Here is a 17,070-nt window from a genome sequence, read left to right as displayed (position 1 = left end):
TGGGCAACCCGGCATGGATGCCGGGTTAGCCGCGCACGGCCATGGATGGCCGATCGCGGCGGGCCCACGGAGCAGGACCGGAGCGAGGGCATGCCGAGCCTGGGCGAGGCACCGAACGAAAGGGGCAAAAGCCCTTGGTTACTTGGGGCTTTTCCAAGTGACCCGCCGTAAGGGCGGAACCCTAGGTGGCCGTTACCGCAGAAACGGATATGTACACCATCAAACTCGGAACGGTCAGTCCGGCAACCAACCCCACAACCAGTGATTAAGATTGTCACCACGCAACATGAAATCCCGATGCACCGCCTCACGCAATTCATCACCCATGCGATAACTCGCGTCCGGGTCGGCCAGGTGCGTACGGATCGCTTGCAGCCATTCATCCGTGCTGTTGCTGTAGACCCTGGTGCACGGCAAATGGCCGCGATAGGCCTCGGTGTCGGTACAGATCACCGGGTATCCGCAGGCGCCGTACTCCAGCAATCGCAGGTTGCTTTTACAGTCGTTGAAGATGTGGAATTCCAGCGGAGCCAGTGCCAGATCGAGGTTCAGGCTCGCCAGTTTGAACGGGTAACTCTGCAAGCTGATGGTGGAATGAAACTCGTGAACATACGGACGCAAGGCGTCCGGGCACATGCCGAAAAACACCCACTCGACTTCGTCCGCCAACTCACGCACGACCTCGGCAATGATCTCCAGGTCCCCGGTGTGACTGGTGCCGCCGCCCCAGCCAACGCGTGGTTTGCTGGAGGTGCGACGACGACTGGTCAGCGTCGCCCACGGCTCCGGTGGCAGCATGTTCGGCACCACGCGAATGTCGTTATGCATGCTCGACAAGCTATCGGCCAACGGCTGGGTGGTGACTACCAATCGGTCGCACAGGCCGATGCCTGTGCGCAGCATCTGCTCGATGTCGATCGGTTTGTTGCGGGCGTGAACGTTCTTCTTTGGCGCGCTAACGATATAGTCGTCGAGCTCGAAAATCCGCAGGGCGCTGGAATACTTTTTCATCCGCAGAATATCGCCAGCCGAGCCTTCGCTGTAACGTCCCTGCAGGACGATGGTGTCCGGGGACAAACGCTCGATCTCCACAATCGACGGCGACTCATGGGCCACCCGTGAGATCACTCGTCCGGCGGCTTCGAGCTCCGCCAGCGGCGCGATCACCCGGTAGTGACCGACGGCAGTGCTGTTGACTGGAAGACCGAGAATCAACGGCAATGCACGGGTGCAGAACGGATTCCAGTTGTTGCGCAGCGTTGGCTCCAGGCTGAAACTGGAAAATCCAAGGCTCAGTGCCGGGCTGTAGGCCGGGTCTTTGGCGATCTTCGGCAGCCATTTGCGATAGAAGGCGTCCTGTTCACGCTCGCACACCTCCAGAGTCGACTCCTCACCTTCCGGGGCCAGCACCACACTGGAGTATGGCGTCCAGACCACCAGATAGCCGTCCTGGTTCGCCCGCAGGCACAAATCGACATCGCCCAGCCCCTGGGTAAACGTCATCTCATCGAGCTGCCCCAGACTGTCGAACACTTCCTTGCGAACCATCAGGCAGTGGTCACTGACCGCGCTCCAGTTCTGGGTCACATGCAACCGCTGCATGTAGCCGCGAGAGTCGGCAGCCTCCCCGGCAAATGGCGAACCGACTGACTCCGTCAACCCGAGGATCAACCCGGCGCTGACGATCGAACCCTGCGGGCTGAGAATCCGGGCACCGACCACCCCCACTTCGGGACGCTGTGCGTGGTTGAGCAATTCGTCCAGCCAGTCGCTGTCGCAGATTACGGCCTGAGGACTGAGCAGCAGCAAGTATTCGCCATGAGCCAGGCTCGCGGCGAAGTTGCGGATCGCTGCGTCGTTGGCATCACCGGCGTAACGCAGCACCCGCAACATCGCGGCACCCAGCTGCGCCATGGCAGCCAGCCAGTCGAGCATCGCCGGGTCGTCAGTGCCACTGTCGACGATCAGGATTTCGTACTGGGTGTAAGCCGTGCGTTCGATCAAACCTTCGGTACAACGTTGCAAGGCGTACAGCGAATCGCCGGTCTGGATGATGATCGATACCAGCGGACGCGCCTCATGCCGGTAATCGATGCGATTGATCAGTGGCAATTCTTCGTGACGGACAGCGTGCGCCACGCCGATACGGTTCAGGTGCGCACCGACCATGCCAGCATTGTTTTCGATGACTTCGGGTAATGACAGCCAGTCGGCAAAGGCCAGGCTCGACTCCACCTGAATCTCGGCGATGTGCTCGATGGTCTGCGGACCGACTTCTTCCACCAGACGCCACATCAGATCATGGGGTGCCAGCTCGCCGTGAGCCGGGTCAAACCCGCCCAGCGCCATGAAGCGCTGACGTTCGAAGGCCAGGGCTCGGCCGACGTAGGGGTAGGCACGCATCAGGTCGAGGTTGAAATCGGGCTTGAACACCGGGTCGATCGATTCACCGTCGATCAAAGCCCCTTCATCGCTATAAGCGCAAAGAATGCCCGGCGACCCGGCGATGCGCTCCGCCAGAATCAACAGCGCCGACTCACGCAAGGTGTCGCCGGCCCGCAACAGGTAAAACCAGTGAGCACCTTCCAGTTGCGGGACCACGGCATTGAGCTGTTGCGCCCAGTCCGACTGGAACGGCAACTGAATGATACGATCATCGGCATCACAGTGCGCATCGGACAACACCACCACTGCCTGAGGCGCATACAGCTGAGCACTGATGCTGTGCAATGTAGTTTTCAGCGCTGCGCCGTCGGCACCGCTGTCGATGACGATCGGCACGATCTGCGGGCGAAACGCCCAGCTGTCGATGCGCTGCGGCATGAACTGTTGTTCGACTTGCGAGAACCTGCGGATCGCCAGCCACTCGCGATAGAAGTCGGCGTAACTCTCGCTCTTCCCACCGACTCGACCATTGACCACCGTGCTGCGGTTGCCAAGGATCCGCGCCACACACAACTCTTCCCAGGCGTGGGGTTGATCAGTGACTTTGGCCAGGTCGATATAGCGAACCCAGCCTGATGCCGGCGCCGATTCGCCACTGCGTACCGCGAGCATCTGCGCCAGCCAGCTCCACTCGACTTTGGCAGCCTTGAGCATCTCCGGGGTCCGGCTCAATCGCTCTGTATACAGACGCTCGGTGCTTAGCACGGTGCTGAGCGACACCAGGTTAGCGCGGCGCATCAGGCATACGAACAAGGCGAAATCGAGCATGGCGACGAACCCCGAGCCTTCCTGGATCAAGGTCGGCAACAGCTCCAGCACATCAGCGCGACGCATCAGGGTAGCGCTGAAATTGCCGAGGAAATTCTTTGGCGCGCCTTCGAAAATCGCCAGCATATCGTCACCCTTGAGCAACGCATCGGTCGGACAAAAGCGGCTGTTGTCCACCCGCGACGGCAGCAGAAAATTGCCGGCATCGCTGAGCATCCGCAGGGCAAACACCAGATTGACGTCGGGGTGATCGATCAACACCTGGGCCTGCAAGGCAACGCTGGGCGCAAACAGACGATCGTCATCGCACAGCACTTTGATGAACTCGCCCCGGGCTTCTTCGACGCAACGCAATATGTTCTTCTGCAACCCCAACCGCTGCGAGTTACGCAAGTAGCGAACCGGGTGAGCCGGCTTGAGGAAACCCTCCACGATAGTGCGGATTTCATCACCGGGCGAATCGTCACAGATGACGATTTCGACATGCTCGTAGGTCTGGGTGAGCGCACTTTCCAATGCCTGGTTGAAGAAGCGCGGGCTGAAGGCAGGGATAACGATGCTGACGAGGGGGCGTTGATTCACGGCGGGAAACTCTCGAGCGGCGGGCCCCTACCCTTTCAGGCAGAGGCCCCGGAACCGCTTAAAAAAAAGACGGTTGGCAGCTCGGCAGGCACAGACTCAAACCTTGTTGAACAGGCCCAACTGAGCAATCTTGCTGAAGGCCAATTGCGAAGCTTGCAGCATGGTTTGCTGCAAGGTCAGACGGGTCATGACATCAGCCGCATCGGAATCACGGATCGACGATTGGGTCTGGGCGTTGGCCAGGATCAGGCTTTGGTTAGTATCGCTCTGGGTTTGCAGGGCAGCACCGCGACCACCGACCGAACTCAAGGCGCTGGACAACTGATCGGTGCCGCTGGCCAGGTTGGCAATGCCGGAAGCTAATGATGCCTGCAATTTCTGAGTGGCGATGGCATCACCGTTGGTTGGCGTATTCAGTGCGGTTTTCAACTGACTCACCGTGTCCAGAATGTTCTGGGTTTGGTGAGTATTGACCGCGATGCTGAACTGATCGTCGGCAGCCGGGGTACCACTCACGGTGAAGTTCACACCCGATGCGGTGGCGACGCTGCCGGTCATGGTCCCGGTAGACACCGGCTTGCTGTTGGCGGTCAAAGGTGCTGCGTACAGTTCAAAGTCAGTGGCACTGGTGAATTTCAGGATCGCCGAGCCGGTCGGGAAACTGGCGTGGTAGTTGACCGGGTTGGTGATGCTGCTACCGCTGACTTGCGCCGTCGACGGGTTGCCTGGACTGCGGGTGGAAGTGAAGGTGTCAGGCTTGGCTGCCAGCGTAAAGCTATGACCCGGCAACACAGTAGCCGCGGTTTCACCGGCACCCAGATTGATATTCAGGGTCAGCTCGACACCACGGAAAGTGACGGCCTGGCCGGATTTGGTGGAAGGATCGAACGCACCGCCCTGACTGGCTTCGGCGGTCACGTCATTGCCAGCCGAGTCGGTAATTTTCAACTGAGTGCCGCTGATGAAATCGACGGTGTAAGGCTCGCCGCTGCGGAACTTGTTGTTGTAAGTAACACCTGACGACACCTGGCCGTTGGAAAGAACCACTCGACCGTCATCCACCGCCGGTGCAGTCATGGTGACCTGACTACGGCTGGTATTGATCGCTTGCTGGAACGCATCCCAACCGGTGCTGTTGGTGGCCATCGACATGGTGTCGCCGATCGCCAGGTCAAGCGTTACCTGGTCACCGTTGTAGCTGTAGGTGCCATCGTTGTTGCGCGTGAACGGCACGGTGTCGCCCTTGGAGCCGGCGAAGATGTATTTGCCGTTCTCGTCCTTGCTATTCATCAGGCTCAGCAATTGCTCTTCGATCTGCCCCAGCTCCGAAGCATTGGCCTGGCGGTCGGCGTCCGTATAACCGGCGCTGCCCGCGCCAACGGCCAGCTCCCTGGCACGCTGCAATACGTTGCCGATGCTGTTCATCACCGCTTCGGCGGTACCGAGGGTCGCCTTGATGGTCGTGGCGTTGGCCTCGTACTGATCGAGCATCGAAGCCTGCTGCCCCAATTGCAGCAAACGCGAAGCGCCGACCGGATCGTCAGCGGCGGTTTTGATGCGAACCAGGCTGCTGGCCTCTTCGCTGCTCTTGACCACGTTGGCGAAATTCTTCTGATAGTTGGCAGCCGAGGACTCGTAAAACTGGGCGGTAGAAATGCGCATGAGCTACGACTCCTTAAAGACTATTGATCAGTGTGCTGAAGGTTTCCTGCGCAGCCTTGATGATCTGCGAGGACGCGGTGTAGTACTGCTGATATTTGACCAGGTTGCCGGTTTCCTCATCGAGGTCGACACCCGACAGCGAATCGCGAGCGGTCTTGGCATTGGCCAGGATTGCTTCGGTGGCAGCGCTGTCGAGCTTGCCTTGTGCGGCCTTGGCGCCGACGCCCTCGACCAGCTTGCCGTAAGCGTCGGTCAGGGAAATACCACTGCTGGCCGAACCGGTATCCACGGTCTTCCGGGTCTGCAAGCCGGCCAGTACGGTGCCGTTGCGGTTGTCCAGCGTGCCCGGCTGGCTGAGCGTCACGTTGATCGCGGTGCCGTCACCTGGCGAACCGGCCACGGTCATGTCGAACGTAGCAGTGCGCTGCACGATGGGCGGTCCCGGATCATTGATCGCCGCACCGCTGGCATCGACCAGTGGAATGGTCAGGCTCAGCGTATTGTTCTGGCCAGGTACGATGGTGCCGTTGCTGAGTTCATTACCCTGGGCGTCGAGCAACTGATAAGTCTGGGTGGTGCCACCGGTGGCACCGAACACCACTTTGACCGGCGTCGAAGTCTTCAGGCCGTTCTGAATGGCCAGGGTGGTAGCCGAGTCGTAGATATCGAACGGCATGGTCAGGGTCGGTTGACCGCTGGCCGGAATCGTCAATGTACCGCTGCCGCCAGAAGCGATTGCCGCACCCAACGGTGCTGCGATGGCCAGACGCTGGGGGTCGGTCATCTCGGTCTTGATGTTGGTTGCCGCGTTGCGGGTCGGGGTGATTCTGAAAGTGTCACCCGCGGCTGCGGTGCCACCCGAGAGTGTCATGGAGAAACCATCGATCACCGGCGGCGGCGTGGTCAGCGTACTGAACGCGCCCATGGCGGTGCCTTCAGGCAGGCGCTGCAAGGTGTAGGCCGTGGCGCTGGTGAACGTGACCTTGTAATCGTTGAGGGTCAGCGCGCCGCTGTCCTCGATGGTCACGTCGAAGTTGCCCGAGCCCGTGCTGTTGCCGACCGTGGCGATGCTGCGCTGAGCCATTTGCGAAGCACTGTTGATGCTGCCGAACAGGTTCGAACCGAAGTCACCGTTCTTGTCGATGCCTTGGGCCTGGATGGTGTTCATCTGATCGGCGACGACCAGCGCTACACGCCCCAGCTCATTCATGGCCGGGTCCAGCACGGTGCTGCGATAGCGCAACAAGCCGCCCATCTCGCCACCGGTGATCACCGAGGTGATGTCGATGGTGCTCGAGCCGCGATTGAGCTGAACGGCCGAACGCGACGGGTCATTTTTGCTCGGCACCACTTCCAGCTTGCTGGCAGTGCTGCCCATGACCAGCGGCTGACCGCTGCCCAGGTAAATGTCGAGGTTACCGCCCCGTTCGATCACTTGCGCGCCGGTGAAAGTCGACAATTGACGTACGGCGTCATTGCGCGCATCGAGCAAGTCGTTGGGCTGGCCGCCGGCGTTGGAAATTTCGGAAATTTTCTGGTTCAACTGGGCCACCGTGGTGGCCAGTTTGTTGACCTGATCAGCCATGTCCTCCAGGTTGCCGTTGATGTTGGCGTTCTGTGTCGTCAGCTGGCTGGAGATCGAGTTGAACCGGTTGCTCAAGGCTTGCGCATCGCTGAGCAGCAGTTGGCGGGAAGCATCGTCGCCGGGCTTGGCGTTGACGTTCTGTACCGAAGCGAAGAACTTGGTCAGGGCGCCATTGAGGCCGGTGCCGCTGTCCGACAGCAACGCATCGAGCGGGCTGATCTGCCCGGCGTAAGCCGCCGAGTCGCTGTTGAGCGAGGTGGTGGTCTGCAGTTGCGCATCGAGGTAGCTGTTGTACACCCGACGCACATCGGCGAGGGTCGTACCGCTGCCAATGTAGAGATTGCCGAACTGATTCGAGGCCTTGCTGCCCTGCACGGTTTGCTGACGCGAGTAGCCGGCCGTGTCGGCGTTGGCAATGTTATTGCCGGTCACCATCAACGAGGTTTGGCTAGCGGATAAACCCGACATCCCGATATTGAGCAAACTCATGGTTCAAACCTTATACCTTGTGCCTATAGAGGCGTGGTGGAAGCGCCTGCCGCAGCGTAGTTTTGGTAACTCGTCATCTGCTTGGCTATCTGCGAAATCTTGCTTGCGTAATCCGGGTCGGTGGCATACCCGGCTTTTTGCAACTCGCGTACAAACTGTTCTGGGTTATCGGCCGACTTCAGCACATCTTGATAGCGATTATTGCTTTGCAGCAGCGTCACAAGGTCATGGAAGCTGTCCTTGTAAGAGGCGTAGGCACGGAACTCCGCCGTCTCCTTGACCCTCTCGCCATTCCTGAATTCGCTGGTGATCGCCCGCGCCGAATCGCCCTTCCAGTTACTGCTGGCCTTGATGCCAAACAGGTTGTGGCTGCTGCCATCCTGGGCGCGCATGACCGATTTGCCCCAACCGGTTTCCAGGGCCGCCTGAGCCACCAGGTAACGCGGATCGACACCGATTCGGTTGGCAGCTTCTTTAGCCATCGGCAGCATGGTGTTGACGAATTCGTCGGCGGAACTGAAGGCTTTCTTCGCCGGCGCCAAGGGTATTTGAGCCATGGCGCGACCATGAATCTGCAGCCGTCCGCTGGATGCTGTATCCGTTTGCGAAACCAGCCAATCGCCGTTGTACAGGGGGCCGGAACCGGTCTTGGTGCTCTGCGGCAATTGGATATTGTTCTGCACCGTTGTGGCAGTCGTTGCAGTCGACGCGGACGGCACCAGCCCGGCGAGCAAACGGTCGGCCAGTTTCGGCGGCAACGCCAGACGCCGCTGATTGATCAGCGCCATGTCATTGCGATGAGCGCCCTCGCCCGCGCTTGCTGGCGACTTCACCGAACGCGAAGCCCACAACGGACGTTCACCATTAAGGCGCGACAGCGGCCCGTTGGTGGCGACCGTACCGGCGGCAATCGGCGTTTCCACGGCGGCTTTCGCGGCAGCCTGCTTGGCGGCAGACGCTGCCGCGGCCTCACCCGGCGCCATCGGCTTGTTCTTCGACATCTGGCGCAGCAGCACGTCCGCCAAACCAATACCGCCGCCTTCGCGGGACAGGGAAACGGCCAACTGCTGGTCGTACATTTCCTGGTATTGCTTGGCTGCCGGGGTGTTGAGCGGATTGTCCTGGCCCAGCGCTTCGGTGGCCGAGCGCATGGACTTGAGCATTTCACCGAGGAACAGCGATTCGAATTCCTGCGCTACTTTGCGCATGTTCGCATCGCTGTTCTTGTCGCCGACCTTGAGCTGGCTCAGACGGTTCAGGTCCGAGTAAGAACCTGAATCGCTGCTGCTGACCAGACCGCTTTTGCGCATATCCATGGTCGCCGTCCTCAGATCACGATCAGGTCGGCTTGCAATGCGCCAGCCTGCTTCAGCGCTTCGAGGATCGCCATCAAGTCACCCGGTGCCGCGCCGACCTGGTTCACCGCGCGGACGATTTCGTCGAGGGTGGTGCCCGGGCCGAACTTGAACATCGGCTTGGCTTCTTGCTGAGCGTTGACCCGCGAGCGCGGCACGACCGCCGTCTGCCCGTTGGACAAAGGGCCGGGCTGGCTGACGATCGGGTCTTCGGTGATGGTCACGGTCAAGCTGCCGTGGGTCACGGCGGCCGGGGAAACCTTGACGTTCTGGCCGATCACGATGGTGCCGGTGCGCGAGTTGATGATGACTTTCGCCACCGCCTGACCCGGGTCGACTTCAAGGTTTTCGAGGATCGACAAATAGTCGACCCGCTGGCTCGGATCGAGTGGCGCAGTCACGCGGATCGAACCACCGTCGATGGCCTGAGCGACGCCAGGGCCAAGCATGTTGTTGATCTTGTCGACGATGCGCTTGGCGGTGGTGAAGTCCGAACGGTTGAGGTTCAGGGTCAGGCTGTTGCCCTGATTGAAACCGCTTGGCACGGCACGCTCGACCGATGCACCGCCGGGGATGCGACCGGCAGACGGAACGTTGACAGTGATCTTCGAACCGTCACGACCTTCAGCGTCGAAACCGCCAACCACCAGGTTGCCCTGAGCGACAGCGTAGACGTTGCCATCGATACCTTTGAGCGGCGTCAGCAACAAGGTGCCGCCACGCAGGCTCTTGGAGTTACCGATGGACGCCACGGTGATATCCACCTGCTGACCCGGCTTGGCGAACGCTGGCAAGTCGGCACTGATCGACACTGCCGCGACGTTCTTCAACTGCACGTTGCCGGAACCGGCCGGCACCTTGATGCCGAACTGCGAAAGCATGTTGTTGAAGGTCTGCAGGGTGAACGGGGTCTGGGTCGTCTGGTCACCGGTGCCGTTAAGCCCGACCACCAGGCCGTAGCCGATCAATTGGTTGGAACGCACGCCGGAAATACTGGCGATGTCCTTCAGCCGCTCGGCTTGAGCGTCGAAGGCCACGGACAGCAACAGGACGCCCACCATAAGGCTTTTCAGATTCAACGTAGCCACCTAGAAAGGGAACAGCGGGCTGAGGAAGAAACGGTCGAACCAGCCTGGCTGACTCGCATCGGCAAACGCACCGGTGCCCGAATAGGTGATGCGTGCATCGGCGACGCGGGTCGACGACACGGTGTTGTCGGTGGCGATGTCATCGGCGCGAACCAGGCCGGCAATGCGCACCAGCTCATCGCCGGTGTTGAGGGTCAGCCACTTCTCGCCGCGCACGGCGATGATGCCGTTGGGCAACACGTCGGCGACGGTCACGGTGATCGAACCGGTGAGGCTGTTGCTCTGGCCGGATTTGCTGTCGCCCTTGGTGGCACGGTCACCTTCATAACCGACGTCCAGACTCAGGCTACCGCTGCCCACTGGATCACTGGTGCTCAGGCCGCCCCCGAAAAACGAACTCAGACCGATGTCGGTCTTGCTGTTCTTGTCGATCTGCGAATTGGCGTTCTTGCTCGCCTGGGTGCGCTCGTTCAGGGTGATGGTGATGATGTCACCGACCCGGAATGCCTTGCGGTCGCTGTACAGGTTCTGTTCGAAACCGGCCTGATAAATCGAGCCGTTATTGGCGGCAGCCGGCAGCGGCGTGCGCGGCAACACCGGGGCGTAGTAAGGGTCATTGGGCTTGGGCGGCGGAGCGACGCAGCCCGCAAGGACAACGACCCCACTCAGTGCCAGAACAGATACAAAGCGATTCATGACCCTACCTCACGGTGCTGCAGGCGACCTCATGGCCGCCTCATAGACTTGATTACAGATTCTGCGTTACGAACGAGAGCATCTGGTCGGCGGTGGAGATCACCTTGGAGTTCATCTCGTAGGCGCGCTGAGTGGTGATCATGTTGACCATCTCTTCAACGGTGCTGACGTTGGACGTTTCCAGGGTGTTCTGCAGCGTGGTGCCAAAACCGGCGAGGCCCGGGGTGCCGACTTGCGGCGCGCCGCTGGCAGCGGTTTCCAGGAACAGGTTGTTACCCACTGCTTGCAGACCGGCCGGGTTGATGAAATCGGCGGTTTGCAGGTTGCCGATCACCTGGGAGGCCGGGTTGCCGGCAACGGTGATGGACACGGTGCCGTCACGGCCGACGGTGAAGGTCTGGGCGTCGTTCGGAATGACAATCGCCGGCTCCAGGGCGAAGCCACTGGCGTTGACGATCTGGCCGTTGGAATCGAGGTGAAACGTACCGTCACGGGTGTAGGACGTAGTGCCGTCCGGCTGCAGGATCTGGAAGAAACCGCGACCGTCGATGGCCATGTCCAACGGCTGCTCGGTGGTTTGCAGGCTACCGGCGGTGAAGTTTTTCTGGGTGCCGACGATGCGCACACCGGTACCCACTTGCAGACCCGACGGCAACTCGCTGTCTTGGGTCGACTGGGCGCCTGGCTGGCGTTTGATCTGATACAGCAAATCCTGGAACTCGGCGCGGTCACGTTTGAAACCCGTGGTCGACACGTTCGCCAGGTTGTTGGAAATGGTGGTGAGGTTGGTGTCCTGGGCGGACAGACCTGTTTTGGCAACCCATAGAGCCGGAAGCATTCGATTCTCCTCGTGCGCCTGTTTTACGGCGCGACGTTCTGATAATTAGCTGATCTGCAAGACCCGAGCCATGGCCTGGTCATCGTCTTTGGCGGTGTTCATCATCTTGATGTGCAGCTCGAACTGCTTGGCCAGCGCCAGCACCGAGGTCATTTCTTCCACGGCATTGACGTTGCTCGACTCGAGGAATCCGGAGACCAGTCTGACGTTGGCATCGGCCTGCGCCGGCTTGCCGTCCTTGGTATGGATCGAACCGTCCAGGCCCTTGGTCATGTTTTTGAAGTCCGGGTTGACCAGTTTGATGCGGTCGACTTCGGCCATCACCCGTGGGCCTTCGCCCATCGCACGGATGCTGATGGTGCCGTCTTCGCCGACTTCGATCTGCTGCTCAGGCGGCACGGCAATCGGCCCGCCATTGCCAATCACCGGCATACCATTGCCGGCGCGCAGCACGCCCAGAGCATCAACGTTCAAGCTGCCGGTGCGCACGTAGCTTTCACCGCCATCGGGGTTCTGCACGGCGATCCAGCCGTTGCCTTGCACCGCGACATCGAGGTCGCGACCGGTTTCCACCAGCGAGCCTGCGGAGAAGTCGGTGGCCGGACGTTCGCTCATGGCAAACGCACGCGCCGGAAAGCTGTCACCAAATACCGGCATCGAACGGGCTTGCTCCAAGTCCTTCTGAAAACCGTTGGTAGAGATGTTCGCCAGGTTGTTGGCATGAGCCTTCTGCGCCAGTGCATTCTGGCTGGCGCCGGTCATTGCCACATAAAGGTACTTGTCCACACTCTTTCCTCTGCATGCCGGACGTTTGCCGCCCACCGCTGTACTGCTGAGCCATAAGCAATTAGCAGACCAACTTTTTTCTGGCGGCGCCGGGCCCGGCAAACAAAGGACTTGAGGGGTTTAGAGGGGATTGGGGGAATGTATCGAAGACGAAAAACCGGCGGTGTCATGCCGCTTCGCGGCAATCCTCAGTTTCCGTCACCTGATCGTTCCCACGCTCTGCGTGGGAATGCCTCAATGGACGCTCTGCGTCCGCTTTTGGGACGCGGAGCGTCCCGGGCTGCATTCCCACGCAGAGCGTGGGAACGATCAGTCAGGTGTTGTCTTTACCGACTTCGTACTCACGCAACTTGTTGGCAATGGTGGTATGCGAAACCCCCAACCGCTTGCCCAATTGCCGACTGCTCGGATGCTCGGAATATAAGCGCTCCAGCACCGCTTTCTCGAAGCGCCCGACAATCTCGTCAAGCCCGCCCTCAAGGGAAAAATCGCCGAGCGGCTGACGCACGCCGTAATCCGGCAGACGAATATGCTCGGCTTTGACGGTGCCGCCGTCGCACAGGGAAACCGCCTGAAACAGTACGTTTTCCAACTGCCGCACATTACCCGGCCAGTGATAGTGACTGAGCCTATCCATCGCCGCCGGCGCCAGTTTCGGCAACGGGCAACCGATCTGCCGACTGGCCTGATCGAGGAAGTGCTCAACCAGCGGTGCCAATCCGTCGAGGCATTCGCGCAGCGGCGGGATATGCAACGAAAGCACGTTCAAGCGATGGTACAAATCCTGGCGAAACTCACCGCGAGCGCACAGCTCGGACAAGTCCACTTGAGTCGCGCAGATCACCCGCACATCCAGATAAACCTCTTCATCACTGCCGACACGACGGAAACAACCGTCCTGCAGAAACCGCAGCAATTTCACCTGCAAGCGCGGGCTCATTTCGCCGACGCCGTCGAGAAACAACGTACCGCCCGCCGTCAGCTCCAACAGCCCGAGTTTGCCTTCGGCCCGCGCCCCTTCGAAGGCGCCGGGGCCGTAGCCGAACAGTTCGGTCTCGGCCATGGACTCCGGCAGACCGGCGCAGTTGAGCGCCATCAGCGGTGATTGCCCACGCGGGCTCGCCAGATGACAGGCCCGCGCCAACAACTCCTTACCAGTGCCGGTTTCACCTTCTATCAATAGCGGCGCATCCAACGGCGCCATACGCCGCGCTTCGCGAACAACCGCCGCCATCACTTTCGAGCTTTGGAAAATGCTGTCGAACCCACGCAACTCCTGCTTGCGCACGTTATAAATGCGCTCGCCTACCCGGTCCGCCCGGTGCAGCGTCAACACCGCACCGGCCATGGCCTCGCTTTCGTCATGCTCCGATTGCAGCGGCGCGATGTCGGCGAGAAACACGTCACCCTTGACCTTCACCCGCAAGCCGTTGATCCGCGACTTGTTGGCGCGCACCAGTTCCGGCAAATCAAAATCCTCGGCGTAGCGCGACAGCGGAATTCCCGGTACTTCATCCACCCGCACCCCGAGCAACTGCGCCGCTGCACGGTTGGCCGCGACGATGGAGCCGCCCATGTCGATCGACAGCACCGGAAACTCCAGAGCCCCGAGCAAGGCATTGAGCTCCATGTGCCGACGCTCGCTGGGCATCAGCCCTACGCGCTTGACGCCGAATACCCCGGCAATGGCCTCGAATTTCGGACGCAACGCCTGGAACTGAATGTTGATCAGGTTCGGGCAGTGCAGATAGATCGCATTGCCATGCTCACCGCCCACTTCGCCGCGGGCGACGTTGATCCCGTACTCGACCAACAGGTTGAGAATGTCGCGCAGGATACCGATGCGGTTCTGGCAGTGAACTTTGATGCGCATATAAAGGCCCGAAAAAGCGGTGAATTAGACCGATGCCAAGCGCGAAGCTGTAGGAGCGAGCTTGCTCGCGAAAGCGTTGGACCATCCAACATCGATGTATCAGACAGACCGCTTTCGCGAGCAAGCTCGCTCCTACAGTATTTTTTGCCGAGCGGCTCAGTTAGTCGTCAAGATTATGTGACAGGTAGAGCGCTTTTCAAACCCGGAAAATGCAATGCCTGCGCCACAGAGGCCAAACCGTAACGAAAATTTTACGATAATCACAGAATTTTCCTACGCACGGGCTGGATCACCTGCTGCAACAACGCAATCCTTGGGGTATTTCTAGGTCTATAGCTGTACACACAACAAGAACGAATCCCCTAGCAGGAGAGCAGCATGAAGCAGACGCAATACGTGGCTCGTGAGCCCGATGCGCAAGGTTTTATCGACTACACCGCCGAAGAACATGCGGTGTGGAACACGCTGATCACTCGCCAACTGAAAGTGGTCGAGGGCCGTGCGTGCCAGGAATACCTGGACGGTATCGAAAAACTCGGTCTGCCCCACGACCGCATTCCGCAACTCGGTGAAATCAACAAGGTCCTCGGTGAAACCACCGGCTGGCAGGTTGCCCGAGTCCCCGCCCTGATTCCCTTCCAGACCTTTTTCGAATTACTGGCGAACAAGCAGTTCCCAGTGGCGACGTTTATTCGTACCCGCGAAGAGCTGGATTACCTGCAAGAACCGGACATTTTCCACGAGATCTTTGGCCACTGTCCGCTGCTGACCAACCCTTGGTTTGCCGAATTCACCCACACCTACGGCAAACTCGGCCTACAGGCTTCCAAGGAAGAACGCGTGTACCTGGCGCGCCTGTACTGGATGACCATCGAGTTCGGCCTGGTCGACACGCCACAAGGCCTGCGCATCTATGGCGGCGGTATTCTGTCCTCGCCAAAAGAGACTGTTTACAGCCTGTCGGACGAGCCGGAGCATCAGGCCTTCGATCCGCTGGAATGTATGCGCACGCCATACCGCATCGACATTCTGCAACCGCTGTACTTTGTTCTGCCGAACCTCAAGCGCCTGTTCGATCTGGCCCACGAAGACATCATGGGCATGGTCAAGCAAGGCATGCAGTTGGGGTTGCGCGCACCGAAATTTCCGCCAAAAGCTGCGTGAGCCGCAGCTTTTAGAATCAAGTGAGCCTGTCAGGAACCACCGCTTTGGTTTAGCGTGGTGACACTGACGGCCGATTTCCAATAATTCGATTTCAGGAACCCATCATGTCCACATTAAACCAAGCCCATTGCGAAGCCTGCCGCGCCGATGCCCCTCAGGTCAGCGACGAAGAACTGCCGATCCTGATCAAGCAGATCCCTGACTGGAACATCGAAGTCCGTGACAGCGTGATGCAGCTGGAAAAAGTATTCCTGTTCAAGAACTTCAAGCACGCCTTGGCATTCACCAACGCCGTCGGTGAAATCTCCGAGGCCGAAGGTCACCACCCAGGCCTGCTGACCGAGTGGGGCAAAGTCACCGTGACCTGGTGGAGCCACTCCATCAAAGGCCTGCACCGCAACGACTTCATCATGGCCGCGCGCACTGACGAAGTGGCGAAGAACGCCGAGGGCCGCAAATAATGCATTTCGACGCCATCGGTCGAGTACCCGGCGACCCGATTCTGGGCCTGATGGAGGCCTATGCGCTGGACCCCAACGCGCGCAAATTCGACCTCGGCGTGGGTGTCTATAAAGACGCCCAGGGCCTGACGCCAATCCCCGAAGCGGTGAAGCTCGCCGAGCTGCGTCTGGTGGAGCGTCAATCCACCAAGACCTACATCGGCGGCCACGGCAATGTGGCATTCGGCAAGGTCATCAACGAATTGGTGCTTGGCGCTGACTCGGCGCTGATTGCCGAACAACGGGCCGGCGCCACTCAAACGCCGGGCGGCACTGGCGCATTGCGTTTGAGCGCCGACTTCATCGCCCAATGCCTGCCGGGCCGTGGTGTGTGGTTGAGCAGCCCGACCTGGCCGATCCACGAAACCATTTTTGCGGCGGCCGGGGTCAAGGTCAGTCATTACCCGTACGCGGGCAGCGATAACCGTCTCGATGTGGAAGCGATGCTAGCGGTGCTCAATGAAGCCCCCAAGGGCGATGTGGTGCTGTTGCATGCCTGCTGCCATAACCCGACCGGCTTCGACCTGTCCCATGACGATTGGCGTCGGGTGCTGGACGTGGTGCGCAGTCGCGATTTGCTGCCACTGATCGACTTCGCCTATCAGGGTTTCGGCGATGGCCTGGAGCAAGATGCCTGGTCGACCCGGCTGTTCGCCGCCGAGTTGCCGGAAGTGCTGATCACCAGCTCCTGCTCGAAGAACTTCGGCCTGTACTGCGACCGCACCGGCGCACTGATTGTCTGCGCACAAACCGCCGACAAACTGGTGGATATCCGCAGCCAACTGGCCAACATCGCCCGTAACCTGTGGTCGACGCCACCGGATCATGGCGCCGCCGTGGTCGCGACCATCCTTGGCGACCCTGAGCTGAAAAGCCGCTGGGCCGACGAAGTGGAAGCCATGCGTTTGCGCATCGCCCAGTTGCGCAGCGGTCTGGTCGAAGCGCTTGAACCCCACGGCTTGCGCGAGCGATTTGCGCACATCGGTGTGCAACGCGGGATGTTTTCCTATACCGGTTTGTCGCCGGAGCAAGTCAAGCAACTGCGCGAACACCATAGCGTTTATATGGTCAGCTCCGGCCGGGCGAACGTGGCAGGGATTGATGCGACGCGTCTGGACTTGCTGGCCGAGGCTATCGCTGACGTCTGCAAGTAACCATCAAACACTGCAAGTCCCCTGTGCGAGCAAGCCCGCTCCCACATCTATGGTTACCCCCTTTTCTGCAATACTGTTTTTGATG

The 17,070-nt window shown here is 60.0% G+C and carries 12 protein-coding genes; 3 read left to right on the top strand and 9 right to left on the bottom strand.

What is annotated here, in order from left to right; all coding sequences use genetic code 11:
* Positions 1 to 234 precede the first annotated feature (234 nt).
* The 9 genes from MEB48_RS28425 to MEB48_RS28385 all read right to left on the bottom strand — a co-directional run bounded on the left by MEB48_RS28425 (position 235) and on the right by MEB48_RS28385 (position 14,167).
* Entirely contained in the window at positions 235 to 3,795 is a 3,561-nt protein-coding gene (locus MEB48_RS28425) for a glycosyltransferase (protein WP_237887030.1), read from the bottom strand.
* Positions 3,796 to 3,891: 96 nt separating this feature from the next.
* Positions 3,892 to 5,457: a flagellar hook-associated protein 3 gene (locus MEB48_RS28420; RefSeq protein WP_237887029.1), complete on the bottom strand. Its 1,566-nt coding sequence runs from the start codon at positions 5,455 to 5,457 to the stop codon at positions 3,892 to 3,894.
* A gap of 13 nt (positions 5,458 to 5,470) precedes the next feature.
* The gene (gene flgK / locus MEB48_RS28415) at positions 5,471 to 7,531 is read right to left on the bottom strand and encodes a flagellar hook-associated protein FlgK (RefSeq protein WP_237887028.1); all 2,061 of its coding nucleotides are present in this window, start codon (positions 7,529 to 7,531) and stop codon (positions 5,471 to 5,473) included.
* A 23-nt stretch (positions 7,532 to 7,554) separates the two neighbouring features.
* The gene (gene flgJ / locus MEB48_RS28410) at positions 7,555 to 8,847 is read right to left on the bottom strand and encodes a flagellar assembly peptidoglycan hydrolase FlgJ (RefSeq protein ID WP_237887027.1); all 1,293 of its coding nucleotides are present in this window, start codon (positions 8,845 to 8,847) and stop codon (positions 7,555 to 7,557) included.
* A gap of 11 nt (positions 8,848 to 8,858) precedes the next feature.
* Positions 8,859 to 9,947 carry a flagellar basal body P-ring protein FlgI gene (locus tag MEB48_RS28405; RefSeq protein WP_237887032.1) on the bottom strand — a complete coding sequence of 363 codons (1,089 nt, stop codon included), beginning with the start codon at positions 9,945 to 9,947 and terminating at the stop codon, positions 8,859 to 8,861.
* Positions 9,948 to 9,974: 27 nt separating this feature from the next.
* Positions 9,975 to 10,670, bottom strand: coding sequence for a flagellar basal body L-ring protein FlgH (flgH, locus tag MEB48_RS28400; RefSeq protein ID WP_052966739.1), 696 nt, complete (start codon positions 10,668 to 10,670; stop codon positions 9,975 to 9,977).
* 52 nt (positions 10,671 to 10,722) lie between these two features.
* Complete coding sequence (flgG, locus tag MEB48_RS28395; protein ID WP_008011001.1) at positions 10,723 to 11,508, bottom strand: flagellar basal-body rod protein FlgG; 786 nt, start codon at positions 11,506 to 11,508, stop codon at positions 10,723 to 10,725.
* Positions 11,509 to 11,553: 45 nt separating this feature from the next.
* On the bottom strand, positions 11,554 to 12,294 hold the full coding sequence (locus tag MEB48_RS28390) for a flagellar basal body rod protein FlgF (RefSeq protein ID WP_237887026.1): 741 nt from the start codon (positions 12,292 to 12,294) through the stop codon (positions 11,554 to 11,556).
* 313 nt (positions 12,295 to 12,607) lie between these two features.
* On the bottom strand, positions 12,608 to 14,167 hold the full coding sequence (locus MEB48_RS28385) for a sigma-54-dependent transcriptional regulator (protein ID WP_237887025.1): 1,560 nt from the start codon (positions 14,165 to 14,167) through the stop codon (positions 12,608 to 12,610).
* Positions 14,168 to 14,545: 378 nt separating this feature from the next.
* Here MEB48_RS28385 and phhA point away from each other — a divergent pair, with 378 nt between their 5' ends.
* From phhA to MEB48_RS28370, 3 genes are all read left to right on the top strand, one after another.
* Positions 14,546 to 15,331, top strand: coding sequence for a phenylalanine 4-monooxygenase (gene phhA / locus MEB48_RS28380; RefSeq protein WP_237887024.1), 786 nt, complete (start codon positions 14,546 to 14,548; stop codon positions 15,329 to 15,331).
* Positions 15,332 to 15,435: 104 nt separating this feature from the next.
* Positions 15,436 to 15,792: a 4a-hydroxytetrahydrobiopterin dehydratase gene (locus tag MEB48_RS28375; protein ID WP_010457024.1), complete on the top strand. Its 357-nt coding sequence runs from the start codon at positions 15,436 to 15,438 to the stop codon at positions 15,790 to 15,792.
* Entirely contained in the window at positions 15,792 to 16,985 is a 1,194-nt protein-coding gene (locus tag MEB48_RS28370; RefSeq protein ID WP_269137650.1) for an amino acid aminotransferase, read from the top strand. The genes MEB48_RS28375 and MEB48_RS28370 overlap by 1 nt, the downstream gene beginning before the upstream one ends.
* Positions 16,986 to 17,070: the final 85 nt, after the last annotated feature.

The organism is Pseudomonas sp. PGPR40 (assembly GCF_022014505.1).
In the GTDB taxonomy this organism is placed as follows: Bacteria; Pseudomonadota; Gammaproteobacteria; order Pseudomonadales; family Pseudomonadaceae; genus Aquipseudomonas.
This window is presented reverse-complemented; position numbering and strand designations above follow the sequence as displayed.